The 20,229-nt window shown below is 33.2% G+C and carries 15 protein-coding genes; 4 read left to right on the forward strand and 11 right to left on the reverse strand.

Annotated elements, in window-relative coordinates; genetic code table 11:
* Window positions 1-26: 26 nt before the first annotated feature.
* From pyrH to rplM, 5 genes are all read right to left on the reverse strand, one after another.
* The gene (gene pyrH, locus ACZIYX_RS04275; protein ID WP_462680961.1) at window positions 27-734 is read right to left on the reverse strand and encodes a UMP kinase; all 708 of its coding nucleotides are present in this window, start codon (window positions 732-734) and stop codon (window positions 27-29) included.
* A 456-nt stretch (window positions 735-1,190) separates the two neighbouring features.
* Window positions 1,191-2,156: a translation elongation factor Ts gene (tsf, locus tag ACZIYX_RS04280; RefSeq protein WP_462680962.1), complete on the reverse strand. Its 966-nt coding sequence runs from the start codon at window positions 2,154-2,156 to the stop codon at window positions 1,191-1,193.
* Window positions 2,157-2,333: 177 nt separating this feature from the next.
* A complete protein-coding gene (gene rpsB, locus ACZIYX_RS04285; RefSeq protein WP_462680963.1) occupies window positions 2,334-3,116 on the reverse strand; it encodes a 30S ribosomal protein S2 in 783 nt (260 codons plus the stop codon).
* A 130-nt stretch (window positions 3,117-3,246) separates the two neighbouring features.
* A complete protein-coding gene (gene rpsI, locus ACZIYX_RS04290; protein ID WP_462680964.1) occupies window positions 3,247-3,669 on the reverse strand; it encodes a 30S ribosomal protein S9 in 423 nt (140 codons plus the stop codon).
* Window positions 3,669-4,124, reverse strand: coding sequence for a 50S ribosomal protein L13 (gene rplM, locus ACZIYX_RS04295; RefSeq protein ID WP_462680965.1), 456 nt, complete (start codon window positions 4,122-4,124; stop codon window positions 3,669-3,671). Before rplM ends, rpsI begins: the two co-directional genes overlap by 1 nt.
* 285 nt (window positions 4,125-4,409) lie before the next feature.
* Here rplM and ACZIYX_RS04300 point away from each other — a divergent pair, with 285 nt between their 5' ends.
* Window positions 4,410-7,127 (forward strand): DUF5916 domain-containing protein, encoded by a 2,718-nt coding sequence (locus tag ACZIYX_RS04300; protein WP_462680966.1) that lies wholly within the window; start codon window positions 4,410-4,412, stop codon window positions 7,125-7,127.
* 69 nt (window positions 7,128-7,196) lie between these two features.
* Window positions 7,197-8,393, forward strand: coding sequence for a serine hydrolase domain-containing protein (locus tag ACZIYX_RS04305; RefSeq protein WP_462680967.1), 1,197 nt, complete (start codon window positions 7,197-7,199; stop codon window positions 8,391-8,393).
* 60 nt (window positions 8,394-8,453) lie between these two features.
* Here ACZIYX_RS04305 and ACZIYX_RS04310 read toward each other — a convergent pair whose 3' ends face one another.
* From ACZIYX_RS04310 to polA, 4 genes are all read right to left on the reverse strand, one after another.
* Window positions 8,454-9,134 (reverse strand): hypothetical protein, encoded by a 681-nt coding sequence (locus tag ACZIYX_RS04310; RefSeq protein WP_462680968.1) that lies wholly within the window; start codon window positions 9,132-9,134, stop codon window positions 8,454-8,456.
* A gap of 281 nt (window positions 9,135-9,415) precedes the next feature.
* Entirely contained in the window at window positions 9,416-10,099 is a 684-nt protein-coding gene (locus ACZIYX_RS04315; RefSeq protein ID WP_462680969.1) for a hypothetical protein, read from the reverse strand.
* 38 nt (window positions 10,100-10,137) lie between these two features.
* Window positions 10,138-10,818: a hypothetical protein gene (locus ACZIYX_RS04320; protein WP_462680970.1), complete on the reverse strand. Its 681-nt coding sequence runs from the start codon at window positions 10,816-10,818 to the stop codon at window positions 10,138-10,140.
* A gap of 273 nt (window positions 10,819-11,091) precedes the next feature.
* Window positions 11,092-13,920 (reverse strand): DNA polymerase I, encoded by a 2,829-nt coding sequence (gene polA, locus ACZIYX_RS04325; RefSeq protein WP_462681038.1) that lies wholly within the window; start codon window positions 13,918-13,920, stop codon window positions 11,092-11,094.
* A 402-nt stretch (window positions 13,921-14,322) separates the two neighbouring features.
* On the opposite strand from polA, the gene ACZIYX_RS04330 reads away from it, so the two are divergent.
* Window positions 14,323-15,561, forward strand: a complete 1,239-nt coding sequence (locus ACZIYX_RS04330; protein WP_462680971.1) for a metallophosphoesterase — start codon at window positions 14,323-14,325, stop codon at window positions 15,559-15,561.
* A gap of 73 nt (window positions 15,562-15,634) precedes the next feature.
* Window positions 15,635-15,931, forward strand: coding sequence for a thioredoxin family protein (locus tag ACZIYX_RS04335; protein ID WP_462680972.1), 297 nt, complete (start codon window positions 15,635-15,637; stop codon window positions 15,929-15,931).
* On the opposite strand, the gene ACZIYX_RS04340 is transcribed toward ACZIYX_RS04335, so the two are convergent.
* Together ACZIYX_RS04340 and ACZIYX_RS04345 are read right to left on the reverse strand one after the other, a co-directional pair.
* On the reverse strand, window positions 15,928-16,581 hold the full coding sequence (locus ACZIYX_RS04340; protein ID WP_462680973.1) for a polysaccharide deacetylase family protein: 654 nt from the start codon (window positions 16,579-16,581) through the stop codon (window positions 15,928-15,930). The two genes, ACZIYX_RS04335 and ACZIYX_RS04340, sit on opposite strands and share 4 nt — an antisense overlap.
* 149 nt (window positions 16,582-16,730) lie before the next feature.
* Window positions 16,731-20,036, reverse strand: a complete 3,306-nt coding sequence (locus tag ACZIYX_RS04345; RefSeq protein WP_462680974.1) for a glycosyltransferase family 117 protein — start codon at window positions 20,034-20,036, stop codon at window positions 16,731-16,733.
* Window positions 20,037-20,229: the final 193 nt, after the last annotated feature.

Below are 20,229 nucleotides of genomic sequence, written 5' to 3' on the forward strand. Positions count from 1 at the left end.
ATTAATCAAAAAATAAGTCAACATGATTAAAGGTTTACCTGGGTGCCAATGGATTCACCGGCAACTACTTTTAACAGGTTTCCGGCTTTATTCATGTCAAAAACAATTATTGGTAGTTCATTTTCCTGACTTAATGTAAAGGCTGTAGTATCCATTACTTTTAGCCCTTTGCGCAAAACATCATCAAATGTTATAAAATCAAATTTGGTTGCATCTGCGTTCTTTTCGGGATCCGAAGTATAAATCCCATCTACTCTGGTGCCTTTTAAAATAACATCGGCATTGATTTCAATTGCTCTAAGTACTGCGGCAGAATCTGTAGTAAAATAAGGATTTCCTGTTCCTCCTCCAAAAATCACGACCCTTCCTTTTTCTAAGTGTCGTATTGCTCTTCTGCGAATAAATGGTTCTGCAACTTCATTAATTTTTACAGCAGATTGTAATCGGGTAGGTATTTTAGCGTCTTCAAGTGCGCTTTGCAAAGCTAATCCATTGATAACGGTGGCTAACATACCCATGTGATCTGCTTGGACTCTGTCCATTCCTTTGCTGGCTCCTGCAACACCTCTAAAAATATTACCTCCTCCAATTACAATGGCAACTTGTACACCTTTTTCAGTAATTTGTTTGATTTCGTAGGCGTATTCTGCTAGTCTTTTAGGGTCAATTCCATATTGGCGATCCCCCATTAGAGCTTCGCCTGATAATTTGAGTAATATTCTTTTGTATTTCATTGTGAGATTTAACTGTGATGCAAATATAGCGATATTCTTAATTTAGAAAATATTTTGGGTTATAAAGGTGTTTTTTATAGAAAAGAAACTAAATATTGAAATTTTGCTGCTTTTGATAAAAAAGGGTGATTTTCCCCTGCTAATAGTATTGATTGGTGTTTAATTATACCTTAGTTTTGCTTCATGGAAAACAAAAAAATGTTGGGGATAAAAAATATTTTGAAAATGTTTTTTGTGCGTTTATTAGATATATAACCTTAACAGGTTTGTGTATCGTGGATTGATTGGGGAGTCAATCTTCGTTTTTGGGGGTAAGTACTTTAATAAATTAGGTGCTTATAAACGTAACAGAATCAGGATGAGAATATTTTGAAAATGATGAAAAAAAAACCGCTTCTTTTACAGAAGCGGTTTTGATTTTTTCGGCCAATACCTGAAAAAAATATGATTTTGGATTTATCCTAAAGAAACTCTTTCAAAAGCAACTACAGATACATCTCCAAGTGATTTAACATATTCTGAAACACTTTTCTTGTCATCTTTGATAAAGTTTTGGTCAAGAAGACACTGTTCTTGATCAAGTGTTGTATTATCAGAAATGAATCTTTCTAGTTTTCCCGGAAGAATTTTGTCCCAGATTTGTTCTGGTTTACCTTCAGCCTTTAATTCAGCTTTTAAGTTTTCTTCGGCTTGTGCAATTATTTCATCTGTTAATTGCGCTCTTGAAATAAATTGAGGCACATTTTTTAATGTTTTGCCTAATCGTCCAAGTTCTATGTTTTCTTTTTCAATAGCTGCAATTCTTGCTTGGGTTTCTGAAGCCACATATTCCGGATCAAAATCCTTATAAGAAAGTGTTGTTGCCCCCATAGAAGCTACTTGCATAGAAATGTCTTTGGCAAGTGTGTCTGCATTCTCGATATTTGAAGATAAACCGGTTAATGCACCAATTTTGTTTCCGTGTATATAAAATCCAACAAAAGGAGCTTCTAATATTTTAAAATCCCCGATTTCTATTTTTTCACCAATAACACCAGTCTGCTCGGTAAGTTTTTCCTGAACAGTCATGCCATTAAAATTTGTAGCTAATAATTCTTCTTTAGAAGAAACGTTAAGAGCTATTTCTGCTAATTCATTAGCTAAAGAAACGAAAGACTCATTTTTTCCTACGAAATCAGTTTCGCAATTAAGAGATACAATTATTCCTTTGTTTTTAGTGTCATTAACTTTTGCAATAACTGCACCTTCAGAAGACTCTCTGTCAGCTCTTTTGTCAGCAATTTTTTGTCCTTTTTCTCTAAGGATTCTGATTGCTTTGTCAAAATCTCCTTCGGCTTCAACAAGCGCTTTTTTACAGTCCATCATTCCGGCACCTGTAGCTTGACGCAATTTACTTACTTCGGCTGCTGTAATATTTGCCATATTTTTAAATATTTAATGTGTAAATGTGTTGTTTGTATAAAAAACAAGTCGTTTAGTTAGTACTGCAAAAGTAAAAAACCAAACGACTTGTCAATTTTATATTAAAGTTAAGCTTTGTTTTGAAAGGGTTAAAACTCAACTTCGAATTTAAAAAGATTACGGATTGCCAAATCCTATCTATTCTTCTTCGTTTGCAGCATCAAGTACTATTGGTGCTTCTTCATTTTTAGCTTTTGCAGATGCATCTTTTTTAGGTGTATCTTTTACAGCTTTTCTTTCGCTTAGACCTTCTATAACGGCATCGGTAACATAGGTCATTACTTTGTCTATAGATTTTGAAGCATCATCGTTTGCAGGGATAACATACTGTACTTGACGAGGGTCAGAGTTAGTATCTACCATTGCAAAAATAGGAATGTTTAATTTCTGAGCTTCTTTTACTGCGATATGCTCGCGAGTAATATCTACAACAAATAATGCTCCAGGCAGACGGGTCATATCAGAAATAGAACCTAAGTTCTTTTCTAGCTTAGCTCTTAAACGATCTACTTGTAAACGTTCTTTTTTAGATAATGTATTAAAAGTACCATCTTTTTTCATTCTATCAATAGCAGCCATTTTTTTAACGGCTTTACGAATAGTAATAAAGTTGGTAAGCATACCACCAGGCCATCTTTCAGTAATGTATGGTTGGTTGGCTTTGGCTGCTTTTTCTGCCACGATTTCTTTGGCTTGTTTTTTTGTAGCGACAAAAAGGATTTTTCTGCCCGATGCTGCTATCTTTTTTAAAGCTTCGCTGGCTTCATCGATTTTTGCAGCAGTTTTATATAGATTAATGATGTGAATACCATTACGCTCCATATAGATATAAGGAGCCATGTTTGGATCCCATCTTCTTGTTAGGTGACCAAAGTGTACACCTGCATCAAGTAATTCTTTTACTTCGATATTGTTTGCCATTTTTGTAATAGTTTACGTTCTGTTGAATTAGCAATGCTCAAGTGGCTACTATTATTGTATGGCCTTGGGCATTTAGATGCTAAACTAACCCCTCATAAGGTGAGGTAACAACAAATACTGTTTTAATAAATTAACGTTTAGAGAACTGGAATTTCTTACGTGCTTTTTTCTGTCCGAACTTTTTACGTTCTACCATTCTAGGATCTCTGGTTAACAAGCCTTCTGGTTTAAGGATACCTCTGTTACCTGTTGCTCTTCCGTCTTCAGACTCAGTAGCGTCTTCTGCGTCCAAAGTGCACATTGCTCTTGATATCGCCAAACGTATTGCTTCAGCTTGTCCTGTAATTCCTCCACCATAAACATTTACCAAAATGTCGAATTTATCTTCATTTCCTGTTAAAACCAAAGGTTGGTTTACTTTGTATTGTAAAGTAGCAGTTGGGAAATAATCAACAAGGTCTTTTTTGTTAATAGTGATTTTTCCAGAACCATCTTTAAGATAAACTCTGGCTACAGCCGTTTTTCTACGACCAATTTTGTGAATAACTTCCATTACTTAAATTCTTTTAAGTTAACAGTTTTAGGCTGCTGAGCATCTTGATTGTGTTCTGCTCCTGCATATACCTTTAGATTACGGAATAAAACTGCTCCTAATTTGTTTTTAGGAAGCATTCCTTTTACCGCCTTTTCGATTAAACGCTCTGGATTTTTGCTAAACAATTCCTGAGCAGTAAGACTTCTTTGCCCTCCAGGATATCCAGTGTGACGGATATAAGATTTATCTGTCCACTTTTTTCCTGTTAAGTTGATTTTATCGGCATTGGTAATGATAACATTATCACCGCAATCAACGTGTGGGGTAAAGCTAGGCTTGTGCTTTCCTCTTAGTAGTATTGCAACTACAGAAGAAAGACGTCCTAAAGTCTGTCCTTCAGCGTCTACATGCAACCATTCTTTTGTAACGGTAGCTTTGTTAGCAGATACTGTTTTGTAACTTAATGTGTCCACACTAATTATTTTTTACTTAATTAAACATTCCTTTCCTATCATAAAATAGGGGTGCAAATGTACAATTATATATTTAGATAGCAAATAGGTGACTCATTATTATTTTAAAAGTTTGATGTATTGGCTTTTAGAGATCTTACAAGTAAGATGCAGTTATTTGAATTGTAAAAGGGATTAATGTAATGATTTCCTGTTAATTTTTTACTAAAAAAAAGAAGTAAATGTGACAAAACAAATTAATTTCTATCATATTTAGACATATCAATCGTCAAATATTTAATTTTCATGAAAGTTTATACCTTTTTTTTGGCACTTTTTCTATTTCCTTTTACCATTGTAGCACAAGATTCTACCAGTGTTACTAAAAAGAGAAGATATATAACCAAATCGCTTAAAGAAGGTGATGTTTTAAAAATAGACGGAGTGCTGGATGATTTGGGATGGGAAACTGTAGAGTGGGATGGGGATTTTATTGAGAGCCAACCAGATGAAAATACTCCTCCGAGCCAGAAAACAAAATTTAAAATAGTATACGATCAAAAGTTTCTTTATGTTGCATATAAGTGTTTTGATGATGAACCAGATAAAATAGAAAAAAGACTCTCTCGAAGAGATGGCTTTGCCGGAGATCGTATAACACTTATCCTGGATACGTACCATGATAAGAGAACAGCTTTTTCTTTTACAATAACTGCATCGGGGGTAAAAGGAGATGAGTTTGTATCTCAAAATGGAGACAATTGGGATAGTAGCTGGAACCCTATTTGGTATGCTGCCAGTGCTATAGATAGCGAAGGATGGACCGCAGAAATAAAAATACCATTAAGCCAATTAAAATTTGGAAAAGTAAGGGAGCAAATATGGGGAATGCAAATTAGCCGATTATTTTTTAGAAATGATGAACGCTCTGTTTGGCAACGTATACCCAGAGATGCTTCTGGATTTGTAAGTGAGTTTGGAGAGCTTCATGGGTTGATCAATATTGAGGCGCAAAAACAATTAGAAATCCAACCATTTGCCGTTACCCAGTTAGATACATATCCCGAAGAAGAAGGAAATCCTTTTAGAGATGGCAATGATTTTAAACTTAACGGAGGATTAGATGCAAAAATAGGGGTAACCAATGACCTTACTTTGGATCTAACTGTTAATCCTGATTTTGGACAAGTAGAAGCAGATCCGGCAGCAATTGCATTAGATGGTTTTCAGGTCTTTTTTGAAGAACAAAGACCATTTTTTGTGGAAAACAAAAACATTTTTGATTATCAATTTGCTAATGGATTTGATAATTTGTTTTATTCCCGAAGAATAGGCAGAAGCCCGCAAGGAGCTGTAGGAGAAAACCCAATAAATAATTCTAATTCTGCAAATGATGAATATATCGACTTGCCAAATAATACTACTATACTTGGTGCTGCTAAGTTTAGTGGAAAAACCAAGGATGGGTGGTCTGTCGGGGTTTTAGAAAGTATAACCTCCAGGGAGATTGCCAAAATAGAAGATAAGGAGGGGCACAAAAGAGAGGCTGTAGCAGAACCCTTAACAAATTATGCGGTTGGCAGGGTGCAAAAAGATTTTAATGAACGTAACTCTTTTGTTGGGGGAATTTTTACAGCAACAAATCGGGATTTGGGGGATATATTGAATATTGATTATGAAAACGTAAATACTAATGAAACTTCAGAATTAGCAGGTGTGAGAGAAAACAATCTGAATATACTTCATCAATCTGCTTATACAGGAGGCTTGGATTTTAGGCATAGCTGGAAGGATAGAAAATATTTTATAGAAGGTAATATGGTAGCAAGCCATGTCGAAGGATCTAAAGAGGCTATTAAATATACGCAAGAAAGCCTTACACATCTTTTTCAGCGTGCAGATGCAGATCATGTAGATGTTGATGCCAACAGGACTTCATTAACCGGAACAGGTGGTAAGCTGGTTGGAGGAAAATCTGGAGGAGGAAACTGGAGATATGCAGGAGGTTTTTTTTGGCGATCTCCAGAACTAGAATTAAATGATATAGGGTTTTTAAGACAAGCAGATGATATCAGGCAGTTTGCCGAAATTAAATACTTGTTTCTAAGACCAACAAAATTTTATCGCAGAGCAACAATAGAAGTTAACCAATCATCAGCATTTGATTTTGAAGGGAATTATAATCGTATTCAATATGCTCTGGAAGGAGATATTAATTATGCAAATAATTGGTGGACAGAGGTAGAGATGATACATAAGCCACGTATTTTTACAAATACAATTTTACGGGGAGGACCTCGCTACCGTTTTTCTCAAGAAAATATAGCGGTACTATTTTTTGGTTCTGATAAAAGAAAAAAATTCAACTTTGCTATGGGACATGTAAATTCATTTACACAACAAAATAATTTTTCTTTTCGAAGATATGTACTTAGGTTAAATTACCAACCATTTAATGCATTTAGTATGTCTTTAAATCCAGAATTTGAAGAAAACCCTAATAAAACACAGTATGTTACAGAACAAAATTTTAATAATACAACAAGATATATAACTGCAGAAATTGATCAGCAAACCTTAAGTGCAAGTATACGATTAAATTATAGTATTAATCCTAATCTTACTATACAGTATTATGGGCAACCTTTTATATCAAGAGGACGATATACAAATTTTAATTACGTAAATGATGCTATTGCAAGTGATCTTAGGGATAGGGTGACTTTATATGATCAAAATCAAATATCCTTTGCAGATGACAAATACTCGGTAGATGAGGATAAAAACGGAACTGTAGATTATACATTTGATAATCCTGATTTTTCATTTGTTCAATTTAGATCTAATTTGGTACTGCGATGGGAGTATATACCAGGTTCTGAAATATTTTTAGTTTGGTCACAAGGAATCACCGGTGACGGAAACCCGTCAAATCATCTGTTTAGAAGTTTGGATAACCAAATTTTGGGCCAACAGCCAGAAAACACCTTTTTGATTAAAGCTACTTATCGATTTGTGTTATAAAGTTTGTTTTAAAAGTTTTTAAGAAATACTATTTTAAATGTATTTTGCGGCAATATAGATTGTTATTGTATGAAATATTTTTGTGTAGTATTTGGTATTATTTTTTTTGCATCTTGTAATATATCAAAACCCAAAGAAAATGTAAGTAGTATACACGAAAGACCAAAAATATCAAAAAAAGATTCTTTGTCTTTCTTTTTAGAACATTACGAAAAGTTTTTTACTACTAATTTTAATGTTTCAGAATGCCCGGGAGCGGCTATTGTAATTGTTAAAGACTCTACCGTTGTTTACAAAAAGGGTTTTGGTGTAAAAAAAATTGACACGCAAGATTCTGTAGATGTAAACACTGTTTTTAGAATAGCTAGTTTATCAAAGGGAGTTACAGCAGTTTTGGCAGGAAACCTTGTAGATCATAATGAATTAAAATGGAATCAAAAGATTAAAGAATCATTACGGGCATTTGATTTAAAAGATAAGGCTCAGGCAGATCGTCTTCGGGTAGATCATTTACTATCTCATACAACAGGGTTGTACCCATATACCTGTTCTGGACATATACAGAATGGTTTTTCTATAGATCGTATTATTAGTAGTTTTAAAACCAAAGGAGTGGTTGCAAAAGAAGGGATCGATTATGAGTATCAAAATGCTATGTTCTCGGTTATAGAAAAAATAATGGAGAAGAATACTAAAAAAACTTTTGAAACTCTCCTCAAAGAAAGACTTTTTGACCCAGCAGAAATGCATAATGCATCAAGTACCTTTTCTGAAATAAAAAACAATACCAATGTAGCTTTACCCCACTCTTATAATCACTATTCAAAAACGTATAAACTAGATAAACTTCATCAAAACTATTATAATGTAGCAGCAGCAGGTGGTGTTAATGCTTCTATTTCTGATATGGGGGAGTATTTAAAAGTATTGATGGGATATCGCCCTGATATTATCTCTAAAGAAAGTCTTACAGATATTTTCAATCCAATTATTTGTACCAGCGATAAAGATACCTATGTAAATCTTTGGGATGGAGTAACAGATTCTTATTATGCAATGGGCTGGCGTATCTTGGATTATAGAGGGCGCAGAATTATCTATCATGGAGGTAATGTAAATCAATATAAAACACAATTGTTAGTAGATCCTGATAATAAAATAGCTATTTGTGTTTTGTTTAATGCTCCAAATCCATTTAATGGCCCTGTAATCCCTACATTTTTAAGTTATTACGACTTTTATTTGGATAGCATCAAAAAATTATAATTACTAAGCTTATGATATATAGGCTTAGTAATTATATTTAATTATTTGTTTTAACAGGGTTTAACGGGTTACCTGTATTCTTTCTAACACCTTAACATCTACTTCCCCAGAAGCTGTAAGGTCATTTCCTGTAGAGTTATTTAATCCATCTACATTAAAAGAGAACGAAAATGTTAATTCATTTGTTTCTTCATTAAAATTATAATTCGTGATATTAAAATTGGTAACTCCGGATCCATTACCATTGAAATAATTATTCATTACAAAATACTTATTATCATTAGAAATAATTGCGTAATTAGTAATTAATAGAGAAAAATCTATGCTTTGCGTATCTTCACCAGGGTTGTTAACTACAAAATTAATGCCTGTTGTAGCTTCTTGAAAAACATCATCTGGTGCGCTTAGAAACCTAAGTAATTTAAAAGAGGTGCTTGAATTAGTTTTAAATACAGAATTAGTATGGTCGAGATCCTCTGCTTCAACAGGGGTAAACTTAAATTCAGAGATGTCTGTAAAAGCAACATTGTCAGGTCTTGTCCCGGTTAAAGTAAGTTTAATACTTCCATATTTTACTAATTCATCAAACCCTGCACCATTTTCCCCATTTACGCCATCATTTCCGTTTGTTCCATCAATTCCTTTTTCGCCAGTTAAGCCATCTGCCCCATCTTCTCCATCGCAGTTATAAAAGGATACTGCTAAAAAGCATACTAAGATAATTTTAAAGTAATTTTTCATTTTTTTCATTTTTAATACTATTGATTTTTAATTGTACTGAATGTTATTTTTTTGTTTCAGTACTGCAATATTACATCACAAAAGTTTCATTTTCCGACACTTTGGTTTTTTGTGCCTTTTTATTTATGTATTTTTTTGATTATTATTTTCGTATGTAGAGCGTCGTTTTTTAATAAAGTTCTTTTTTTGATATGTTTATCTTTGATTTTTAATCTGTTAATAGTTTTTTTGCATAAAAAAAGCCCGTAAATTTTTATTTACGGGCCAGTTTTTTTCTTTTTTTATCTATCAAATGGAGTTATAGATTTTAATACGATCATATTTACTTCTCCGGATACAGAAAGATCTTTTCTTGTATTATTATAAGCTGCGCCAACATTAAAAGAAAATGAGAATATTAAATTATTGGTTTCGTTATTAAAGCTATAATTAGTAATACTAAAATTAGATATTCCTTCTCCTTTATTTGAATATCCTTTTTCGTTATTAATTTCAAAATGGGTTAAATCTTCCGATACAACGGAATACCTGGATATGTGTAAATTAAAAAAATCGATGACTTCATTTTCTGTCCCTGGATTCTTAACAAAAAGAGTAAAATTAGTATTAGATCTTTGAAATAAACCATCAGGAACACTCAGAAATCTGGTAGTTTCAAACTCTATAGATGTCTCGTTTTTGTAAAAAGAATTATATCTTGCTCTTATAGGAGTAAATTTGAATTCTGCGGTATTTGTAAAAGCAACATCATCGGGTCTTGTTCCTGTAAGAGTAAGTTTAATACTTCCGTATTTTATCAATTCGTCAAAACCTACGCCATTTTCACCATTGGTTCCATTGATACCATTAGTTCCGTTAGCGCCATTAATACCGTTTTCACCATCTTCTCCCTCACAATTTGTTAAGAAAAGTCCCAACAGGCAGATTATAAAAATTTTGTATAGTATAGTAGTAAAGTTTTTCATGTTTAGTATTTTAATAAATGATTATTTAATTTTTGGTTTTATCCTCTTTTTGGATTAATATTTTCTAGTATAACAACATTTACCTCTCCAGAAACAGATAGATCATTTTTGGTAGAATTTTGATCTCCGGATACGATAAAAGAAAATGAAAATATCAAATTATTAGTTTGATCATTAAAACTATAATTGGTCAAATTAAAGTTTTTGATATCTGTACGGTTATTATCAAAAGGAAGTGAAATTTTAAATGTTTGATTAATTTCATGGAACGTTAAGTTGTTGGATATTATGGCATATTCGTTGATGTCAAAACCCAAAAAGTCAAGTGTTTGATCTTGTCCTTCCATATTCTTTACTTCAAGAAAAAAGTATAGTTTAGAACCTTGGAATACATCATCAGGAGAACTTAAAAATCGAGAAAAATTAAAGTAGATATTCGAATTTTTTTTGAGGAAGGTATTATGATTAGCAAAAACAGGAGCGTATTTGAATTCTGAAGTCTCTGTGAATGTAACATTATCAGGTTTTGTTCCTGCTAAAGTAAGTTTAATACTTCCGTATTTTACTAATTCATCAAAGCCTGCACCATTTTCTCCATTAATGCCATTTGTTCCGTTAATACCGTTCTCCCCGGCTGTTCCAATTTCTCCATCTTCACAATTGGAAAGCAATATCCCCAATGTACAGATTAAAATAACTTTCAAATATTTTTTTTTCATTTTTTCATTGTATAGGTTAATTATAGCGCAAAAATAATGATATGTGAAGCCTGAAAAGATGCTGTTTTATATTTGTGCGGGTTTTTGTAGTATATGACAGGGTTTAATTGATAGTTGATAAAATTAAAATGAAGGCAAGAGATCTGATTTGGTCAAAAATGTTTAAAAAAAATAAAAGGTCTTATATGTTTTAAAACATATAAGACCTTTTGGAGTATTGTAAAATTTTATTTTATGATTTGGGTTAGATCACTTTATTGTGTTTTAGGCTGTTTAATGTGCTTCGAGCCAATTTTTCCCTGTTCCCATATCTATATCCAGAGGGACTTCTAGTTTATAAGCATTTTCCATTTCGGTTTTGATTAGGGTTTTAATGATATCCAATTCAGGTTTGTAAACATCAAATACCAATTCATCATGTACTTGTAAAAGCATTTTGGTTTTATAGCTTCCTTGTTTTAGTTTTTGATGGATATTTATCATTGCTATTTTGATAATATCTGCGGCGCTGCCTTGTATCGGGGCATTTACCGCATTTCGTTCTGCCGCACCACGTACTATTGCATTGGCAGAGTTAATATCTTTAAGATATCGTCTTCTTCCCAAAACTGTTTGTACATAGCCATTATCTCTTGCAAAATCTACCTGTTCACTCATATAGTTGCGGAGCTTGGGATAGGTTTTGTAATAGGTATCTATTAATTCTTTTGCTTCATTTCGGGAAAGACTAGTTTGGTTACTTAATCCAAAAGCAGAGACACCATAAATAATACCAAAATTTACCGTTTTGGCATTACTACGTTGTTCTCTGGTTACTTCTTCTAGAGGAACGTTAAAAACTTTTGCAGCAGTAGAGGAGTGGATATCTTCACCATTTTTAAAAGCTTCGATCATAGTTTCTTCTTTACTCAATGCAGCAATGATTCGTAGTTCTATTTGCGAATAATCTGCGGCGAGCAATATATATTCTTCGTTTCTTGGTATAAAAGCTTTTCTAACTTGTCTTCCTCTTTCTGTACGAATAGGAATATTTTGTAAATTAGGGTTATTAGAACTTAATCGTCCTGTGGCAGCCACTGTTTGCATATAATCGGTGTGTACATGGCCTGTGTTTTTGTTTACCTGCGTTGGCAAGGCATCTACATAAGTGCTTTTTAACTTAGCCAAGCCACGAAAATCTAATATATTCCTAATGATTTCATGGTCTTTTGCCAGATAAGACAATACGTCTTCTGCGGTGGAGTACTGACCGGTTTTTGTTTTTTTAGGTTTATCTACCAATTTCAATTTTTCAAATAAAATAACGCCCAATTGTTTTGGGGAAGCTATATTAAATTCTTCTCCGGCTTCAGTATAAATTTTAGTTTCTAATTGTTTGATGTCGTTGTCTAATTCTCCTGAAAGCGATTGTAAAAATTCTTCATCCAGATTAATGCCTTCGATTTCCATATCGGCCAAAACTCTTAGCAAAGGGATTTCAATATCTTCGAATAAAGTTGCTGTTTTGGCCTCTTTAAGTTCTGGGGCAAAATGTTCTTTTAACTGAAAGGTAATATCTGCATCTTCTACTGCATATTCAGTTTGTTGATCAAGGGGAACTTGTCTAAAAGATAATTGGTTTTTTCCTTTCTTTCCAATCAATTCTGTGATCGAAACCGGGGAGTAATTAAGATATGTTTCGGCAAGTACATCCATATTATGCCTCATATCCGGGTTGATAAGATAATGAGCAAGCATAGTATCAAATAATTTCCCTTTAACTTCAATATTATATTTAGCCAATACTTTGATATCATATTTTAGGTTTTGACCAATTTTGGTAATATGATCTGCTTCAAAAAAAGGACGCAACTGTTCGATTAATTCTTGTGCCTCTTCTCGGTTTTCAGGAAAAGGAACATAGAAACCTTTTCCTGTTTCCCATGAAAAAGCAATTCCAACAAGTTCTGCTACAAGAGGGTCAAGACCGGTAGTTTCGGTATCAAAGCAAACGTTTTCTTGTTTCAGTATATTTTGAAGAAACAATTTCATGGACATTCCGGGAGCAATACTTTGATAAAAATGCTCTGTGTCAGAAATTGTTTTTCTGCCAGAGAACGAAGCTATTTCTGTAGGTTCCTGATCTCCGCCAAATAAAGAAAATTGTCCTGCTCCAGCTTCTTTTGCCTGCTTTTTTGCTGTAGTGGTACTGGTTACTTCTGTAGGGGATAGATCTTCTCCAGAAAAAATCTTTATAAATTGATCTTTAAGTCTTCTAAACTCTAATTCTTCAAATAGTTCTTGTACTTTTTTAGAATCGGGTTCAGAAAGTTGATAGTCATCGGCGTTAAAGGTTACATCGCAATCTATAATAATAGTTGCTAATTTTTTGGATAATAACCCCAATTCTGCATTAGCTTCTATTTTTTCTTTCATTTTACCTTTCAGCTTATCTGTATTAGCCAGTAAGCCTTCCATAGATCCAAATTCTGCAATAAATTTTTTGGCAGTTTTATCACCAACTCCGGGTAATCCCGGGATGTTGTCTACGGCATCCCCCATCATGCCTAAATAATCGATAACCTGATCCGGGTGTTCTACTTCAAATCTTTTTTGTACTTCAGGGATTCCCCAGATTTCGATACCATTGCCCATTCTGGCTGGGCGATACATAAAAATATTTTCAGATACTAATTGTGCATAATCTTTATCAGGAGTAACCATATAGGTTTTGTAGCCTTCTTTTTCGGCTTGTTTGGCAATGGTTCCAATTAAATCATCGGCTTCTACACCGGCACGCTCTATAATAGGAATATGCATTGCTTTTAATATTTCCTGAATGATAGGCACAGCAATCTTAATAGCCTCGGGAGTCTCGTCGCGATTGGCTTTATATTCAGGAAAAATATCCAAACGATCTTTACTTCCTTGTTTGTCAAAAGCAACTGCCAGGTGATCTGGTTTTTCTCTTTTTATAACATCAAATAAAGAGTTTACAAAGCCCAATACGGCAGAAGTGTCCTGACCTTTGGAATTGATTCTTGGGTTTTTTATCAAAGCATAATATCCTCTAAAGATAAGAGCGAAGGCATCCAGAAGGAAAAGACGTTTTTGTGACATGATATAAGTTCAATTTTTTTTAGAAATGCAATATAAAAAGAAGATTCATCAAAATGATTTAAAAGGCTAATAAAAACAAAAGAAATGCCGTCAAAAACTGACGGCATTTCGCCCCAAAATAAAATTGATAACAATGTATCAACTGCTATAAATACGATAGTAATTTTTTATATATAGTATAGGTCTTTATAATTAAAATGTAGTATTAAAAATAAAACTACGGAACGAAGTTACAAATAAAAATCTTAGTTCTAAAAGAAATTATTAAGATTTATGTTCAATAAAATGACGATTTTGATAGTTTAAGAGCGTTAAATTTTATTTATCGTTAATTTTTACTTAAAAAACAGCTAGAAATTAAAAAGTGGAATAGTTTTGTTTGCTAAACGAATTTAAAGTCAAACTATGCGTTGGATACTTCCGGTAATTCTATATGTTCTTGTCGAGTTTTATGCTTATCAAGCTATAAAAACTATTACAAAAAATCAATGGATACAAATAGGATATCTGGCAATTTCTTTGCTTGTTTTGGGGTATGTGATATATGTTTTTGCTAATTATGACCGTAGTGTAGGGCCTACCAAATATACTTTAAGGGCTACGGCAATGTTGTTGCTAGCCTTAGTGCCAAAATTAATATTAGTGTTGTTTTTGTTTGGAGAGGACATTGTTAGACTTTGTATTACAGGATATAACTACCTTACAAATACTTTTTTTGAAGGCAAGGCAACTCAGTATATGCCTGATCGAAGACAATTTATAAGCCAATTGGCATTGGGTATTGCTGCAATACCTTTTGCAGGGTTGCTACATGGTATTTTTAAAGGAAAATATAATTTTAAAGTGATAAGCCATGTATTGTATTTTAAAGATCTTCCGGTAGCTTTTGATGGGTTTCGTATTACACAAATCTCAGATATACACTCTGGTAGTTTTGATGATGCGGCAAAGATTGAATATGCTGTAGATTTGATTAATGAGCAAGAAACGGATCTTATTTTGTTTACGGGAGATATTGTGAATACTGTGGCAGATGAAATGAATGATTGGATAGATACTTTTAAACGAATTAAAACTCCGGAATATGGCAAATATTCGGTTTTGGGAAATCATGATTATGGAGAATATGTTACATGGAATAGTCAAAAGGAGAAAGATGCAAATTTTGATGCAATAAAAGGAATCCATACTAAAATTGATTTTAATCTGTTACTTAATGATAGTGCTTTTATCGAAAAACAAGGAGATCGTATTGCGATTATAGGTGTAGAGAACTGGGGGCATAATTTTAAAAAAGCCGGGGACTTAAATAAAGCGTCCGAAAAAGTAAACAATAAAGATTTTAAAATTTTGTTAAGCCATGATCCTTCGCATTGGGAATATGAGGTTAAGAAACACCCTAATCATTATCATCTTACATTGAGTGGTCATACTCATGGTTTTCAGTTTGGTATAGAAATACCCGGGTTTATGAGATGGAGCCCGGTACAATACGTGTATAAACAATGGGCAGGAATGTATAATGAAATGGGACGCTATCTTAATGTAAACCGGGGATTTGGATTTCATGCTTTTCCGGGCAGGGTAGGAATTTGGCCAGAGATTACGGTAATCGAATTGAGAAAAGAAGTTAAGCCCGCTTAATTCATAGAAAGTGTTATATTTACAACAGTATAATGGTTGATACAAAGAAACCCAAAATATAAAAAGTTTAAAAATGTCAAAGTTTGGAGATTTAATAGGTATTAAAGTTCCTGTTTTATTGGACTTTTTTACAGAATGGAACGAACCTTCTTTAGCAATGCATCCGGTTTTAAAGGATGTAGCAGCAGCTCTTGGGGATAAAGGAAAAGTTATAAAAATTGATGTTGATAAGAACGAAGAGTTGGCTACAGCGTTGCGTATAAAAGGATTACCTACTTTGATGATTTACAAAGATGGTGAAATGGTTTGGAGGCAAAGTGGTGAGCAGGATGCAAATACCCTGATTGGTATTATGAAAGAGTATGTTTAAAATCTAATAGAGTCAAAAACAAATCCTTTTTTAGTCAAATGCTCCAATACTAATGGAAGCGTTTGGATAAGGTTTTTTGAAGCTTTTATACTGTCATGAAAAACCACGATACTTCCTTTTTTTGAACTTTTAATTACATTTTGCAAACATTTTTCTGGCAAAATTGTTTTTTCCCAATCCATAGATAAAACATCCCAAAGTACAATTTTGTACCCCATATTTTTGAGGGTTTTAAATTTAGAACGGCTTATTTGCCCATAAGGCGGTCTGAATAATCGTTGTGTAGATTTTACTTTAGAATGCTCTTTGATTATGTTTTCACAATCTATTACATTTTGTATGTACACATCATTAGTATTTTTCCACGCTTTTAAATGATTCATTGTATGATTACCAACGGTATGGCCAGAGGATAGGATTTGATTGAAAATTTCTGGATATTTATGAATATTGTCTCCAATACAAAAAAAAGTTGCTTTAGCATTATACTGATCTAATTGGTCTAAAACAAATTCTGTAATATGAGGAACAGGGCCATCATCAAAAGTTAAATATATTTTGTTGTCACTTACGGTATACAAATCCCATATATACCTTGGAAAAAGCTTTTTGATTATCCTTGGGGTTTTAATGGGGATTGTGGGTGCCATATAAATGGGTATAAGAAACTGTTTGAAAGTAGCCATGATTTGTCTGTCTGAGTTGTCCAAGTTTTAACTAATAATTATTAATTGGTATTCGACAACTCAGACAGATAAAGGATACTGGTTTTTACTTTGTTATACTTTCTTTAAAATATTTAATTAGGAATGCTGTCTATGGAGTCCAGAGAATTTTCTTTACTATTTTGAAACTCTTTAATTAAATCCTCTTCTTGTTTCTTAATAGCTTCTTCGTCATCATATTCTTCATCGGTAGAGTATAATCTGGTAAAGAGTCTAAGGTATTTATTAAATTCATCCGCTTTTTCTTCTACCATTTCTCGATCCTGATTAATTAATAATAGATCTACTACACTACGATAGCGTTCTACATTGGTCACAATTTCTTCAGCATAATTATATTGATCTTTAAGTTCAAGACTGCCAAAGTAAGTAAGTTGTTCTTGGTATTTTTTGGCAAGTTTTAGCCAAAGATCTCTGGCTTTTTGTTTTTCTCCTATTTTATAATACCCATTAACATAAGGCTCTACCAATGTGTAATATTCATAATACTCTATTGGCATTTTTTCCATTGCCAAATCTAAGATCTCTTTTGCTTTTTCTTTTTTCTCTTCTTGTATTAATACTTCCACTAGTCGTGCCAGATTGCTTCTGTAGGTTATTGCATTTTTTCTGGTTTCCGGATCATGATATATATTAGGATCTTCACTATTGCCCCAGTCCCAACTTGTCACATTTTTATACATAAGATCAGTGTCGATTCTTCCCATTTCAAAAGGGTTTTTGCGATCTACTTTTGTTAAAATAGGAACTAACTTATAGGTTACCCCATCTAGTTGTAAGTAATCCTTCATCCATAAAAAATCATCGTCACCATAACTTCCACCTGTAAAATAAATAGGTCTTTCCCAGTTGTTATTGGCAATAATATCTAACATTAATAAGCGGTTTTTAAAGATCATATCTCCTTTAAGGTGAATATCTATATATGGCACGATAAGATCTGCATCTTTTTGAGCTACGATACCATTTTTAAGCACCGCTTCTTTATCAACTGGTATTCTTATATGTTTAGTAGGAAATGTGTTTACTTTTTTTCCACTTTGTAAGTCTCCTTTAGTCCTGGGGTCGTCCGTTTCTATCCAACGCATCCAGTTTTTAATTAACATGGTATCATTAGTTACCTGCTTGTAATATATGGCATCATTGTTTCCAAATCTATAAAAATCATGTGTTAATTGAGAGGGTATAGGTTTGCCTTCATAAGCTGCTCTTTTCATTTGATCGATATACCAGTCTGTGGCAAAAAGGCTGGTGTTTACAGTTCTAACATCAGTTCTGTACCCTTCAATCTCTTGTGCATACCATAACGCAAAGGTATCGTTATCTCCAATAGTAAAAAGGATAGCATCTTTTTGACAGGACTGTAAATACATTTTTGCCATAGATTGCGCAGTGTATCGATTAGAACGGTCATGGTCATCCCAGTTTTGTGCAGCTAATACTATAGGAACAGCTAATAAGCAGACAAAGGTAATAGCAGGAGCAACTATTTTGGGTTTAAGATATGTTTTAAGTAAATCAAATAATGCATACACCCCAAATCCTATCCAAATAGCAAACACATAAAAAGATCCTACTAATGCATAATCTCTTTCTCGTGGCTCAAAAGGTCTTTCGTTAAGGTATATTTTTAATGCAAGACCTGTAAAAAGAAAAAATACGAGTAGTACCCAGAATTTTTTCTTGTCTCTTTGTAGCATAAATATAAATCCAATCAATCCTAAGAGTAAAGGTAGGAAATAATACGTGTTTCTTGCTTTGTTTTTAAGGACATCGCTAGGTAAATTATCCTGAGACCCCAATCGAATCTCGTCGATAAATTTAATTCCACTTAGCCAGTTTCCTTCCAGATTAGTAAGTTTTCCTTGATTATCGTCCTGTCTGCCAACAAAATTCCACATAAAATAACGCCAGTACATATATCCTATTTGATAATCAAAAAGATATACTACATTGTCCCAAAAAGAAGGTTTTTCTACATTTAGATAATTGCCAAAAGATTGTAAAAACTTGCTGTAATCATCGTTATCTAATTTCCCTTTGGCATATTCTCTTCTAAACTGGGTTACTGCACTTAGTAATTCTTCTTCGGTTTGATATTCAGGTTTTATGGTAAAACTAATTGGCCCCGAGTATTCCATATAGTTTGCTATATGTTCTGTGCTCCACATTCTTGGTAAAAATGCTTTGTGTGCGTCGTCCAGATTTTGTTTTGCATTTTTCCAATCGTTAACAATAATATATTTACCAGTTTTAAGATCTTTTTCGTACTTGGGTTTATCGTCCTGATAAGGGTTGTTCTCGTCAAGACCAGCATAGATTTCTGTAAATTGAGGCCCATAAAACAGATGTGTCTCGGGGTATTGTTCTAGATTGTAATACGCTAATAATTCTCTGGCGTTGTTTGGGTTGTTTTCATTTATAACAGTACCAGCATTTGCTCTTATAGGTAACATAATCCAACTAGAGAATCCTATGAGTATAAATAATACGCAAAGCAGTAATGTGTTTAATTGAACATACTCTTTTTTTCGTGTATATTTTATACCAAAATAGAAGGCTGTTGCAATTATTAGCCCTGCAATAATAGTTCCTGAGTTAAAAGGAAGACCAATAGAGTTTACAAAAAAGACTTCAGAGGCACCAAAGAATTTTAATGTAGATGGTAATAAGAGTTTAAAAATAAACAATAAAATTGCTACAACCACAATATTGGCGATGATGAAATTTTTTATTGTTATTTCTTTGTAATTTTTAAAGTAATATAATAATCCTATTGCAGGAATAGATAATAAGCCCATAAAATGAACTCCAAAAGATAACCCTACGATAAATGAAATTAAAATCAGCCACTTATTGCCTCTGGTGGTATGCATGTCTCTTTCCCATAATAGCCCAAGATAAAAAAGAACAGACAGGATACAGGTAGCCATGGCATATACTTCGGCTTCTACGGCATTAAACCAAAAGCTATCTGTAAAGGTAAAAGCCAGGGAGCCTACTAATCCGCTTCCTAATATTGCTATTGATTTGCTTTGTGTTAACTCTTCATCTTTTAAAATGACTTTTTTAACCAATATAGTAATAGACCAAAACATAAATAAAATAGCAAAAGCACTGGCAAAGGCAGAGGTCATATTTACCATTAAAGCAATTTGTGTAGGATCTGATGCAAAAGCAGAGGCAAAAGCCCCTATCATTTGAAATAAAGGAGCTCCCGGAGGATGACCAACTTGTAGTTTTGAAGAAGTAGCAATATATTCTCCTGCATCCCAAAAACTAGCTGTAGGTTCTACGGTCATTGTGTAAACACATAAAGCAATGGCAAATACTATCCATCCCAGTATTTTATTCCACTTGATAAAGTTGAATGTACTCATAAGAATTTTTCGTTTATATAACGTGTGGCGAATTTAGTAATAAAAATACTTTAACCTTGTTTTTTTTAGGAAACGCTTAACAGAAGTTTATATTTTAAGACTTTGATTATAGATGTGTAAAGAAGAAAAAACATATTTATTAAATAATTTTTCAAAAAATGTTTGCAGAGCTAAAAGAAAATTTTAAATTTGC

It is taken from the genome of Aquimarina sp. (assembly GCF_977115655.1).

Coding starts and splice junctions, on each gene's coding strand:
- pyrH (WP_462680961.1), bottom strand. CDS start 734: ATGAAATACAAAAGAATATTACTCAAATTATCAGGCGAAGCTCTAATG.
- tsf (WP_462680962.1), bottom strand. CDS start 2,156: ATGGCAAATATTACAGCAGCCGAAGTAAGTAAATTGCGTCAAGCTACA.
- rpsB (WP_462680963.1), bottom strand. CDS start 3,116: ATGGCAAACAATATCGAAGTAAAAGAATTACTTGATGCAGGTGTACAC.
- rpsI (WP_462680964.1), bottom strand. CDS start 3,669: ATGGAAGTTATTCACAAAATTGGTCGTAGAAAAACGGCTGTAGCCAGA.
- ACZIYX_RS04300 (WP_462680966.1), top strand. CDS start 4,410: ATGAAAGTTTATACCTTTTTTTTGGCACTTTTTCTATTTCCTTTTACC.
- ACZIYX_RS04305 (WP_462680967.1), top strand. CDS start 7,197: ATGAAATATTTTTGTGTAGTATTTGGTATTATTTTTTTTGCATCTTGT.
- ACZIYX_RS04310 (WP_462680968.1), bottom strand. CDS start 9,134: ATGAAAAATTACTTTAAAATTATCTTAGTATGCTTTTTAGCAGTATCC.
- ACZIYX_RS04315 (WP_462680969.1), bottom strand. CDS start 10,099: ATGAAAAACTTTACTACTATACTATACAAAATTTTTATAATCTGCCTG.
- ACZIYX_RS04320 (WP_462680970.1), bottom strand. CDS start 10,818: ATGAAAAAAAAATATTTGAAAGTTATTTTAATCTGTACATTGGGGATA.
- ACZIYX_RS04330 (WP_462680971.1), top strand. CDS start 14,323: ATGCGTTGGATACTTCCGGTAATTCTATATGTTCTTGTCGAGTTTTAT.
- ACZIYX_RS04335 (WP_462680972.1), top strand. CDS start 15,635: ATGTCAAAGTTTGGAGATTTAATAGGTATTAAAGTTCCTGTTTTATTG.
- ACZIYX_RS04340 (WP_462680973.1), bottom strand. CDS start 16,581: ATGGCACCCACAATCCCCATTAAAACCCCAAGGATAATCAAAAAGCTT.
- ACZIYX_RS04345 (WP_462680974.1), bottom strand. CDS start 20,036: ATGAGTACATTCAACTTTATCAAGTGGAATAAAATACTGGGATGGATA.